Genomic DNA, 12,279 nt, shown 5'->3' on the forward strand with positions numbered 1-12,279 from the left:
TCATCTTGCAGGATTGGTTCCCGCCTTGCTGTGCGTGTCCAAAATTGACTTCACTTTTGCCAATTCCTCGGCCCGCGACGTCCCCGGATATGTATCGAGGCCGCTTTGCGCCTGTTTTGAAAGGCGATCTACGTTCTTCGAGTCATCCAAGTGTTTAATCACGCACGCACAGACCTTTGTCCATTGACCGTCACTTAGATCTGCTGTTTCCGCGGCCGAACCTTTGGTTGGAACAACTTTTAGTCCGTCGGCGGTGGGCAGAAGCTTAATGTGAGCTCCACCACTGGTTTGAGGCAAGCCTGGTCCATGAACGTTCACGTGGACTCCCCGACTTAGCGTGTCGGTACCTGCAGTGTTGCTCTTGGCCGTATAGCCCGCCAAGCCCAAGGGATCGACCCACAGAATGGCATTAGCAGCGTATAGCTGCAAATTAAGCCCACCTCTCAATTTGATGGGGTCTTCGGACACAAACCGTCCAGAGATGGGATCGAAATACCGATACCGGTTGTAGTGCAGCCCCGTCTCCTCATCCCAATACTGCCCCTGAAACCGGATCGGATTCCTGAACCCCGCCTTTCTTCCTGCCTCGCTGATCGCCTCCCGCGCCTCTCCCCACGCCTTGTACTGCGCCGACCACGCAATGCTGCCCTCATGGTCTGTCAGTTCCTGCGGCGTGCCCAGGTGGTCGCACTGGTAGAACGCCATCTCCCTCCTGTCGAACGCCCGCGGCACCAGCCTCTGCTCGCCGTTCCACAGCGGATCCTGCTCGATGTCATAGATGCCCCCGTTGGCCTCCATCAGCGCCTTCGCATCCGTCGTCTCGCTCAGCGCCATCGCGCTCGCACGGCGCACCTGCATCAGGGGCACGAACGAGTTCGGCTCATGGATGTAATGCACGCTCCAGCCGTGATCGCCGCCCTCCTCGGTCGCTGAGCTGCTCTGGGTGCTCTCGAATGCGAGCACGTCGCCGTCCCAGCCGAACAGCGTCGTGGTGTCGCCCGAACTCTTGGACAGACGCCGCCCCAGCGCGTCATAACTGAAGGTGGTGGTGATGCCGCTGTGGTCGGTCGCCGCCGTCATGTGGTTGAAGCCGTCCCACTCGAAGACGGTTCGCCAGCCATTGCGCACCCGCTCGGTCATGTTGCCGCGCTCGTCGTAGCGGTAGCTGGTGCCGGCGTAGTTCTTCAGCAGGTTGTCCAGCAGTTTGCTGGCCGGGTGCCTCAGTGGTTCGTTGGCCGGGGGCGGATCGACGATGTTGCCTGCAGGGTCGAAGGCGAAGGTCTCGCGCCCGAGGCGGCTGTTGGCTTCGAGCAGGCGGCCCACGGGGTCGTAGCGGTAGTTCAGGCTGCCTCGGCGACTGTCGCCGATGGTCACCAGCTGGCCAGCCTTGTCGTAGGTGTAGCGGCGCTGGATGCCGGTTGTCGATTCAATGGCACCAGGCCTGGTGCGGGAGATGTGCTGTTCGAGCAGCCGGCCCGCCGGGTCGTACTTCTGCCGCTGGCTCAGGCCGTTGCCTTGTTCGCGTGCGATCTCGCGGTGCAGGTCGTCGCGCTCGAAGCCCAGGATGTCCTGGCCGTCGATCATCAGGCCGTGCACGTGGCCGGAGCCATAGGTCAGCCACTGGGTGACATGCCCGTCGGGCCGCACGGTGGCGATGCGATGGTTGAGTTCGTCGTAGCGGTGCTGCCAGACTGCCGTGCGCTTGCGCTTCAGGTAGTGGTGATGTTCGCGCGTCAGGTTGCCGGCAGGGTCGTAGAACCACTGCAGGCGTGCATCGCTGTTGGTCGCCTCGAGCAGGCGGCCGTTGCGGTCGTAGGCGAAGCGTTCGGACTGCCCGCCGGCGCGGCGTTCGCTCAAGCGGCCGAGAGGATCGAATTCGACTTCGGTGCGGTGGCCCGCCTCGATCACTTCGGCGAGCACGCCCGTGGTCTCTTCGTGGACGTACTGCGTGGCCTTGCGGTCGAAGCCGGCTTCTTCGAGCAGTCGGCCTACGGGGTCGTAGCGGAAGTCGTACCGGCTGCCGTTCTCGTTGTGCAGTTCGGTCAGGCGACCCAGAAGGTCCCAGTAGTACTTGAGCGAACGGCCCGCGGCATCGGTGCGGCCGGAGATCAGGCCGGCACGCGTGTAGCTGTAGCGCGTGGCGCGCCCCAGTGCGTCGGTGTGCAGAAGCAGGCGGCCTTCGGCGTCGTGCTCGAAGTGTTCGCTCGTCCTGTCGGGCTGTTCGATTTCTTCCAGCTGGCCGGCTGCGTAGCGATAGCTGGTGGCGTTGCCTGCGGCATCGGTGGCCTTGACCAGGCGGCCGCGCTCGTCGTATTCCCAGCGGCTGGTCTTGGCGGAACAGTCGGTGTAGCTCAGCAGCTGGCCCGCTGGCGAATAGGCGAGCACCTTGACGCCGCCCTTCGCATCGGTGATGCGCACGGGCCTGCCGGCCTTGTCGTAGGCGTACTCGGTCTTGTGGCCCAGCGGGTCGATCTCCTCGACCAGGTGGCCCTGCGCATCGTAGTCGCGCTTCCACACGCCGCCCTCTGCGTCGAGGATGCCCGTGAGGCGATGCTGCCTGTCGTATTCGAAATGCACGCGGCTGCCGTCTGCGCGCGTGTGCGTCTGAAGGTTGCCGTCTTCGTCGTAGGTGTAGTCGTCGGTCGTGCCGTCGGTGTGCACATGGCGGGTGACGTTCTTGGCCTCGTCACGGAAGAACCACTCCTGCAGCCTGTCCGGATGGATGATGCGATAGGTATAGCCCAGGATGTCGTAGTAGAACCATGTCTCGCCGCCCAGCGCATCGGTCACATAGGTGAGGCGGATGTTCCGGTCCCACTCCAGCTTCAGCGCGAAGCTGCCGTCGTCACTCCATTCGCGCACGGCCTTGGCATCGGGGCCGGCTCCGTCGTACTCCAGGTTCATGCCCCGGCCGGTGCGGTCGGTGTAGCGCGTCACGAGATGGTGCGTGTAGCTGTAGCTCCAGCTCGCACCGTCTTCGTCTTGCGCGGCGACGAGGTCGTGCTCGGCATCGTGCGTGTAGGCGGCTAGCTGGCGCACGACCTGGCCGTCCTTCAGCTCCCACAGCGACTGGATGAGGCCGGTCTGCGCATCGGGTTTCGTGCCCACGTGTGCCATGACGGCTTCGCCGTGTTTGCTGATGATGTCGCTGAGCACGCGCTCGCCCGTTGCCGCGATCACATGGTCGTAGCGCAGGCCGATGGACATGCCGTCTTTTGCCTGCTGCGCCACGAGCCGGAAGTGGGGCTGCTTGCTGTCGACGTGCTCGTAGATTTCGCGCCACTCGCTCTGCTCGCCCTCGGGGAGGGGCTTGCCGAAGTCCAATGCCAGCAGACTCTCGCTCAGGCGCGAGACGCGGACTTCCTCGATCGGGTCGAAGTACGTCTGGCCCACGGCTAAGACCGGATAGGCGTGGCTGCGGCCATCGGCCGCGTGGTACACCAGACTGGCCTGGCCCTGGCGTGCGCCACGCGTCGGCGTGGTGATGTCCACGCGCATGCTGTAGGGAGTGATCCAGCGTGCACCGAGGCTGCCCCGGTCGAAGGCATCGAGGTCGCTGGCGTAGGTGCGCGCCCATTCGATCGGCAGCGGGGCTGCAAGCACGAAGTCGGTGTGAGTGAAGCTCTCGTTGCCGGTGCTGAGGCTGATGGAAGCGCCCTTGCGTGCTGGTGCGGGGCAGTTCTTGCAGCCCCCGGTTCCCTGGGCGTCGGCCTGCTTGTTGATGTGCCCGAGTGGCGTACCGGGATTCTCTTTCTCCGCCTTGGCTCCTGCTTGCGGCGGCACGATCGCCGCGCGCTTGCCCTTCTTGTGCAGCAGCGCATCCCGCAGCTTGTGCAGCAGCCACATGATGCTCGCCTGCGCCTCCTTGTCCGCCAGCCTCGACAGCTGCCCCCTCAGCAGCCGCTTGAAGTCCAGCATCTGCGTGATCACGCCGTTGACCCGGCCCGCGACCCCATCTGGCAGCTGGCTCGCCGCCGTCTTGGCCACGTAGTTCGCCGACTGCTTCGAATAACGCACCGCCGCGCCCCACATCCGGTTCCAGGTGCTTTGCGTCTTCGGGTCGTGCACCCTGGTCTCCGCCGCCGCGGGCGTGCCCACCGTGAACAAGTCCTTCTGTCCCAGCACCCGCCGCAGGATGTCCACCAGGTTGTCGATGATCTTGTCCGCAAGATCCGCGCAGCTCTTCAGGATGCCGTCGAGCTTGGCAATGGCTCCGTCGATGAACGTGTCCAGCTCGCCCATGATGGTGGCGTTCAGGTGCCCCACCAGCGTGGTCACGATGGCCTCGCCCAGGTTGGAGGCTGCCGTCTTCAGCTCCTGCCTCACCAGGTGCAGCGTGGGCCTCAGGCTCATGCGCGCCGCCGCCATGCTCGGCGGCAGCGGGATCAGCCCGATCAGGTTGATGCCCAGGCTCACCCAGTTCAGGAACGCATCGACGCCGTCCTTGGCCTTCTTCTCGACGATGTTGATGATGTCCAGGAACACATCCACCAGCGCCATGATGTTGCCGACGATCGGGATGCTGCCCAGCACCATCGTCAGTCGCTCCAGCGTCACGTAGCCGCCGCTGAAGGAGCGCAGCCAGTCGTCCACCGCCTTGCTTGCCGCGGCGATGTCCTCCTTCACGATCGTGTTCAGTGGCGCTACTGCCGTCTGCGGTTCGCGCTCGCTCGGTTTCTGGCCTTGCTGCTGTTGCGGGCCTTCGCTTTCTGCCATCTTCTCTCCCTGCCTCTGGCTGACGCCTTGACTGTTCTGTGAATCCCGACTTCAGGGCCGGATCACGCAATCCTTCATTGTGAGAAATGCCGATCCCATCGCAAACCCGACCTCGCAGCTCGCGGTGAATTTCGCGCCGCTGCGCAGCTCGCCCATCTTCTGGTTCTGTGCGTCGTCCGCCGGGGTCAGGCGCGCCAGCTCCTGGTTGCCGCGCACATCGGCAGCGCGAATCACCGCAGAGCCGCCGAAGGAATCGGACGCCTCGACAACCACCGCCGGGAACTGCACGCGCTGGCCATACTCCGGCATGCCGAGCGCGCGGCGTCCCTGCTTCTCGTAACTCTGGTGCAGCTTGGTCAGCGTGGTTTTCGTTTCCGTTTGCGCGGCACACAGGGAAGCGACGCCGAGGAAGACAGTGGCGACAAAAACGGTCTTGATGCTTTTCATGAACATGGAATCGATGAAGTGATGAGATGAGGTTGCCCCTCAGGGCTCAGTTGATGTTGGCGCCCTGGAACTCGAGTTGCTCGAACGTGCTGCCCGTGAAGTCGACGCTGCGCCCCCGCAGCCCCTGCGCATGCACCACGGTGCCGCTGCAGTCCAGTACGCCGACGTCGTTCCAGCTGCCGCCTGCGAAGCTGATGTCGTCCCACTGGCATTGCCTGAAGGTGCTGCTGCCGATGCTTGAGCCGTCGAAGTTCGCGCGCGTGAAGCTGCAGTTGATGAAGGTGCAGCCCGTGATCGAGATGCCCCTGAAGTCGCACTGGGTGAAGCAGCACCCAGTGAACTGGCAGCCGCTCCAGCCCGCCTGCTTGAAGCTGATGGCGGTGAAGCTCGTACCTGCGAAGGTCGTAGCGGCGAACTGGGCAAGGCCCAGGTCGAGCCCCGCATAGGCGAAGCTGTCGGCCTGGCCCACGAGCCCGGCGGGAGCGCCGCCCGCACCTTTGCGCCACATGTCGTGGGCGAGGATGATGATTTGGGAAGACATGGAGGATCAGAGCGGAAAGATTTCACTCATGGGCTCGGAAGCTGGTCAAAGTGCATACAGAACCTCAACGCAATCAAGCGTGTTTACCGAGATAGTCATTCATTCAAACTTGGCACTTCAGCAAATATCCCGGTAGATGCTCCAGTTCGAGACATCGACGTTGAGGTCGTCCTCGAAGCTTTCCGAGGTTATTTCGATCGAGTTGCCGGACGGGTCCAGGACTCTCGCAAAAAATCCCCCCGGAGTACGTGCAAGCATGTCGAACTCAACCTCGCTTTCCTTCAATCTTTGGCAGAAGCTTGGAAAGTTTTTCTCAACGGAAAATTCATAAATCGCCTCCCGATCTCGTTCATTGATCCCTCTGACGGGGTTGAAATACTTGAAGCAGATTGCCAAGTCTTGATGGCCCGGCACTCGCAGAATGTTCAGCCCCGGATCTCGCTCGTACTTCAGAACCCCTTCATAGAAAGCGCTCATCCTCTCGAGTATTCCTTCTTTCCGAAGCATCGGGATATGAATGGTGAATGGCGTACTCATCTTTCCGAACGTCCCTTCAAGCTTGTAGTTCCCGAGCTGCATGCCGAAGACGTTGCCTCTTCACAGGTCACCACATTCGCTTATGCCACCAAGCCCCACGATCCGGACTTGGCCATCAGCTCAGCGGGAGAAACCTCTCTGGAGCACTCGGCCGGTACTCTTCTCGATCAGAAAAGTGGGCTCCGGCGTACCGGGCAAGCTGCCGCGATGGCCGCGCGGCTTGTCCTTGGCAACCCACGATACGTTGTAGCCGCCAGGCTCTTCAATCACGACGAGCTTGTATTTTTCAAGCGGCAGGCCCGAAGACTTCGCATCTTCGTAAGCCACCGCGATCGCCTGTGCCATCGTGGCGTCGGTTTCGAAGGGTTCATTCATTTTTCTGCCCTCTGCAAAATTGAAAGTGGTGAATCCGAGCAAGACCGAGATCAGGAACAGTTTCTTCATTGGCTTCATAGATTCCCTGTCGTCCGGGTCTTAGGGTCGAAAACTTTGAACACACCGCTTGGCGTACCGAGGTAGCCCTTGTATTCGGGCTTTCCTCTTGCGTCACTCGATATGCCGGTGTAATCACCTCCCGAGAAGTTGTCGCTATTAAAGGAATCCTGTTTGGGATTACTGGTTCTGATGGCTTTGCCACCCTGTCCCGCGAGCGAGTAGTCGCCATGCGTGTGGTAGTCGCCAACCACTTGCGCACATTTGGGTACCGCTCCTTGTGCACTCCACGGATTGACCCCTTGGTCGGTACCTCGGGTCGGCTTTGTGAAGTCATAGCGGCCATTAGGCGTCTTGTAGATCAAGCCCCCGTATTCCAGGTTGTCACGAATCGACTTTGGGTTGGCATTGACCAGCGCGGCTTTGGCCGCGCCGTCCGCTGTGGCAAAACGACCGCTCTTGGGAATCTTGCATGTAGCTGGTCCGGCCTGCAGGCCGAGCGGGTCAACCCACGCCACGGGATTGGGCACGTACGCATGCGTGTTAAGACCACCGCCCAAACCCAATGGATCACTGCTGATGAACCGACCGGCCTGCGGATCGTAGTAGCGATGCCTGTTGTAGTGCAGCCCGGTCTCGTCGTCCAGGTACTGCCCCTGGAAACGTATCGGGTTGGTGAAACCGGCTCTTCTCCCCGCTTCACTGATGGCCGCCCTTGCCTCGCCCCATGCCTTGTACTGCGCCGACCAGGCAACCCGGCCTTCATGATCCGTCAGTTCCTGGGGCGTACCGAGGTGATCGCATTGGTAAAAGGCGATCTCCTCCTTCGTAAAGGCAACCGGTCTGGACAGCTGCTCCCCATTCCAAAGTGGGTCCTGCTCGATGTCGTACTGCCCGGAATTGGCATCCATCAGCGCTTTGACGTCGGTGGTCGCACACAGAGCGACGGCTTTTGCCTGCCTGATTTGCACCAGTGGCACGAACGAATCCTGCTCGTGGATGTAGTGGACGCTCCAGCCCCGGCCTTGCCCTTCGCTCTCGCCGGCTGTGCTCTGCGTGCTTTCGAAGGCCAGGGTATCACCGTCCCATCCGAACAGCGTCACGGCGCCGCGTGAGCGCTTGGCAATGCGTCGCCCGACCGGGTCATAGCTGAAGACGGTTGAGCCCTCTTCGCTTATGGCCGCAGTCATGCGGTTGAAGCCGTCCCACGCGAAGACGGTCCTTTTTCCGTTCCTCACGCGCTCAGTCAGGTTGCCGCGCTCGTCGTAGCGGTAGGCGGTGCCTGCGTATTCCTTCAGCAGGTTGTCCAGCAGCTTGTTAGCAGGGCGTGCGCCGTGCAGCTCTTCACCCGGCGGTGCGTCGGCGATATTGCCGGCCGGGTCGAAAGCAAAGGTTTCGCGCCCCAGTCGGCAGTTGGCCTCGAGCAGGCGGCCCACCGGGTCATAGCTGTAACTCAGACCGCCACGCCGGCTGTCGCCGATGGCGGTCAGCTGACCGGCCTTGTCATAGCCGTAGCTGCGGCGAAGGCTCAGTGCTTCGACAGTGCCAGGCTTCGCGTGCGTGATCTGCTGCTCCAGCAGTCTGCCGACGGGGTCGTACCTCAGGCTCTGGTTCAGGCCGTTGCCTTGTGTTCGGCCGATCTCCCGATGAAGATCATCGCGTTCGAAGCCCAGGACGTCCTGCCCGTCGACGAGCAGGCCATGGACATGGCCAGAACCGTAGGTCAGCCATTGCGTGACATGGCCATCAGGGCGCACGGTCGCAATGCGCCGATTGAGTTCGTCGTAGTGGTGCTGCCAGACGGCCGTCTGCGAACTCGCCAGATAGTGCTGATGCTCGCGCGTAAGGTTTCCGGCGGGGTCATAGAACCACTGCAACCGTGCATCGGAGTTGGCTGCCTCGATCAACATGCCATTGAGATCGAAGGCAAAGGTCTCGACTTGCCCCTCTCCAGCAGCGCGTTCAACCAAACGCCCCATCGGGTCGAAGCGGTATCGCGTCACGTACTTCCCTGCCTCGACGACTTGCGTCAGCGCGCCGGTGGACTCCTCGTAGAAGTACTGCCTCCGTTGCCTGTCGAAGCCAGTTTCCTCCAGCAGCCGTCCCATGGGGTCGTAGCTGAAGTTGTAGCGGCTGCCGTTTTCGTTGCGCAGTTCGGTAAGGCGGCCCAGCAGGTCCCAGTGGTACCGCAGCGAGTGGCCTGCGGCATCGATACGACTGGCCACGAGCCCAGCCTTGTCGTAGTCGTAGCGGGTACGGCGACCCAGTGCATCGGTATGAGCGAGCAAGCGAGCTTCAGCGTCGTGCACGAACTGCTCGCGGGTCTGATCGGGCAGAGATATCTCTTCAAGCTGACCAGGATGGTTGCCATCGCGCGTTTCAGCGATGCTGCCTTCAGCGGTGTAGCGATACTTGGTGGCTTGACCTACCGCATCGATGGCGCTGACCAATCGCCCACGGCTGTCGTACTCCCAACGACTGGTCTTTCCCGAGCAATCGGTGTAGCTGGCGAGTTGGCCAGCCGGGGTATAGGTCAGTTGCTTCGAGCCACCTTTGGCATCGGTGATGCACACGGGCCGGCCGGCCTTGTCGTAGGCGTACTCGGTCTTGTGCCCCAGCGGATCGACCTCTTCCGCAAGGCGACCCTGCGCGTCGTAGTCACGCCTCCACACACTACCCTCGGCGTCGCGCAGACCTGTCAGGCGATTGAGCCTGTCGTATTCGAAATGGACACGACTTCCATCGGCACGCGTGTGCGTCTGCAGGTTGCCGTCGGCATCGTAGGTGTAGTCATCGGTCGTGCCGTCGGTGTGCACATGGCGCGTGACGTTCTTGGACTCATCGCGGAAGAACCATTCCTGCAGCCTGTCCGGATGGATGATGCGATAGGTGTAGCCCAGGATGTCGTAGTAGAACCATGTCTCGCCGCCCAAGGCATCGGTCACGTAGGTCAGGCGGATGTTCCTGTCCCACTCGAACTTCAGCGCAAAGCTGCCATCGTCCGACCACTCTCGAACGGCCTTGGCGTCAGGGCCTGTGCCGTCGTATTCGAGATTCGTACCCCGGCCCGTGCGGTCGGTGTAGCGGGTCACCAGATGGTGGCTGTAGTTGTAGCTCCAGCTCGCACCATCTTCGTCCTGTGCAGCAACGAGGTCGCGCTCGGCATCGTGCGTGTAGGCGGCCAGCTGGCGTACGACCTGGCCATCCTTCAGCTCCCACAGAGACTTGACCAGGCCCGAGTGCGCATCAGGCTGTGTGCCCACATGCGCCACGACCACATCGCCCTGCTTGCTGATGATGTCGCTCAGAACCTGCTCACCCGTACCTGCGATCACATGGTCGTAGCGCAGGCCGATGGAGGCTCCATCCTTGGCTTGCAGGGTCACGAGCCGGTAGTGCCGGCCGCCTTCGGTGAGCTCGTAGATCTCGCGCCAATTGCCTTGTTCGCCCGCCGGCAGCGGTTTGCCGAAGTCCAGCACCAGCAGGCTCTCGCTCAGGCGGGAGACAGTCACTTCCTCGATGGGGTCGCGCCAAGCCTGGCCCACGCCCAGCAAAGGATAGGCGTGACTGCGGCCATCGGCCGCGTGATAGACCAGACTCGGCTGCCCTTGGCGCTCGCCCCTGGCGGGCGTCATCAGGTCTACACGTGTGCTGTAGGCCGTGATCCACCGCGCGCCCAGCATGCCATTGTCATAGGCGTCGACCTGGCTGCGGTAGGTGCGGGCCCATTCGATCGGCAGCGGCGCGACGAGCACGAAGTCGGTGTGCGTGAAGCTCTCGCAGCCCGTGACCAGGGAGATCGATCCTCCAAGGGAAACAGGCGCCGGACAGTTCTTGCACCCCGCGTCCTTCTGGCCTGGGGCCTGCCTGGTAACGTGTTCCAGTTGATCGCCCGGCTTGTCCTTCTCTGCCTTGGCTCCTGCTTGCGGCGGCACGATCGCCGCGCGCTTGCCCTTCTTGTGCAGCAGCGCATCCCGCAGCTTGTGCAGCAGCCACATGATGCTCGCCTGCGCCTCCTTGTCCGCCAGCCTCGACAGCTGCCCCCTCAGCAGCCGCTTGAAGTCCAGCATCTGCGTGATCACGCCGTTGACCCGGCCCGCGACCCCATCTGGCAGCTGGCTCGCCGCCGTCTTGGCCACGTAGTTCGCCGACTGCTTCGAATAACGCACCGCCGCGCCCCACATCCGGTTCCAGGTGCTTTGCGTCTTCGGGTCGTGCACCCTGGTCTCCGCCGCCGCGGGCGTGCCCACCGTGAACAAGTCCTTCTGTCCCAGCACCCGCCGCAGGATGTCCACCAGGTTGTCGATGATCTTGTCCGCAAGATCCGCGCAGCTCTTCAGGATGCCGTCGAGCTTGGCAATGGCTCCGTCGATGAACGTGTCCAGCTCGCCCATGATGGTGGCGTTCAGGTGCCCCACCAGCGTGGTCACGATGGCCTCGCCCAGGTTGGAGGCTGCCGTCTTCAGCTCCTGCCTCACCAGGTGCAGCGTGGGCCTCAGGCTCATGCGCGCCGCCGCCATGCTCGGCGGCAGCGGGATCAGCCCGATCAGGTTGATGCCCAGGCTCACCCAGTTCAGGAACGCATCGACGCCGTCCTTGGCCTTCTTCTCGACGATGTTGATGATGTCCAGGAACACATCCACCAGCGCCATGATGTTGCCGACGATCGGGATGCTGCCCAGCACCATCGTCAGTCGCTCCAGCGTCACGTAGCCGCCGCTGAAGGAGCGCAGCCAGTCGTCCACCGCCTTGCTTGCCGCGGCGATGTCCTCCTTCACGATCGTGTTCAGTGGCGCTACTGCCGTCTGCGGTTCGCGCTCTGATGGCGTCTTGCTTCCTTCCGTCCCTGCCATTTTCTGGTTTCCCTCAGTTGATGTTCGCGCCCTGGAACTCGAGTTGCTCGAAGGTGCTGCCCGTGAAGTCGACGCTGCGCCCTTGCAGTCCTTGCGCATGCACCACGGTGCCGCCGCAGTTCAGCACGCCAACGTCGTTCCAGCTACCACCCGCGAAGCTGATGTCGTCCCACTGGCACTGCCTGAAGGTGCTGGTGCCGATGCTGCCGCCATCGAAGTTCGCACGCGTGAAGCTGCAGTTGACGAAGGTGCAGCCGGTGATCGAGATGCCGCTGAAGTCGCACTGAGTGAAGCTGCAGCCCGTGAACTGGCAGCCGCTCCAGCCCGCCTGCTTGAAGCTGGTGGCGGTGAAGCTTGTGCCCGCGAAAGTGGTCGCGGCGAACTGGGCGAGTCCCAGGTCAAGTCCCGCATAGGCGAAGCTGTCGGCTTGGCCCACGAGCCCGGCGGGAGCGCCGCCTGCGCCTTTGCGCCACATGTCGTGGGCGAGGATGATGATTTGAGAAGACACTGTGGAGGTACCTGTGGACGTCGTTGGTTCAGCGAGACAGATGCCTCTGAAGGATTCGGCCGCCGCTCTTGTCAATCAGCAGACAAGCTTCCGGAAAGCTTGACAAGGCCCAGCGATGGGCCTGCGACAGGCCCGAGGACCTTGCATCTTCAAAGGCCACTGCAATCGCCTGCTCCGCCAAGCCATCGACTTCGATGGTTTCTTTCATTCTTTCCTCCCTCTGCGAGATTGAAGGTGCAGGGTCC

General features: G+C 62.4%; 8 protein-coding genes. All 8 read right to left on the reverse strand.

Annotation, left to right across the window (positions count from 1 at the left end; all coding sequences use genetic code 11):
- Nucleotides 1–4,716 carry an RHS repeat-associated core domain-containing protein gene (locus ACEN9N_RS13540; RefSeq protein ID WP_495656278.1) on the reverse strand — a complete coding sequence of 1,572 codons (4,716 nt, stop codon included), beginning with the start codon at nt 4,714–4,716 and terminating at the stop codon, nt 1–3.
- 51 nt (nt 4,717–4,767) lie between these two features.
- Nucleotides 4,768–5,163: a hypothetical protein gene (locus tag ACEN9N_RS13545; RefSeq protein WP_495656279.1), complete on the reverse strand. Its 396-nt coding sequence runs from the start codon at nt 5,161–5,163 to the stop codon at nt 4,768–4,770.
- A gap of 46 nt (nt 5,164–5,209) precedes the next feature.
- Nucleotides 5,210–5,704, reverse strand: a complete 495-nt coding sequence (locus tag ACEN9N_RS13550) for a pentapeptide repeat-containing protein (protein WP_495656280.1) — start codon at nt 5,702–5,704, stop codon at nt 5,210–5,212.
- Nucleotides 5,705–5,821: 117 nt separating this feature from the next.
- Complete coding sequence (locus tag ACEN9N_RS13555) at nt 5,822–6,283, reverse strand: VOC family protein (RefSeq protein ID WP_495656281.1); 462 nt, start codon at nt 6,281–6,283, stop codon at nt 5,822–5,824.
- A 78-nt stretch (nt 6,284–6,361) separates the two neighbouring features.
- Nucleotides 6,362–6,685, reverse strand: coding sequence for a hypothetical protein (locus tag ACEN9N_RS13560; protein WP_495656282.1), 324 nt, complete (start codon nt 6,683–6,685; stop codon nt 6,362–6,364).
- A gap of 5 nt (nt 6,686–6,690) precedes the next feature.
- Nucleotides 6,691–11,526, reverse strand: a complete 4,836-nt coding sequence (locus ACEN9N_RS13565; RefSeq protein WP_495656283.1) for an RHS repeat-associated core domain-containing protein — start codon at nt 11,524–11,526, stop codon at nt 6,691–6,693.
- A gap of 13 nt (nt 11,527–11,539) precedes the next feature.
- Nucleotides 11,540–12,034 (reverse strand): pentapeptide repeat-containing protein, encoded by a 495-nt coding sequence (locus ACEN9N_RS13570; RefSeq protein ID WP_413335739.1) that lies wholly within the window; start codon nt 12,032–12,034, stop codon nt 11,540–11,542.
- 28 nt (nt 12,035–12,062) lie between these two features.
- A complete protein-coding gene (locus ACEN9N_RS13575) occupies nt 12,063–12,242 on the reverse strand; it encodes a hypothetical protein (RefSeq protein ID WP_495656284.1) in 180 nt (59 codons plus the stop codon).
- Nucleotides 12,243–12,279: the final 37 nt, after the last annotated feature.

This window comes from Variovorax sp. Varisp46, assembly GCF_059491885.1.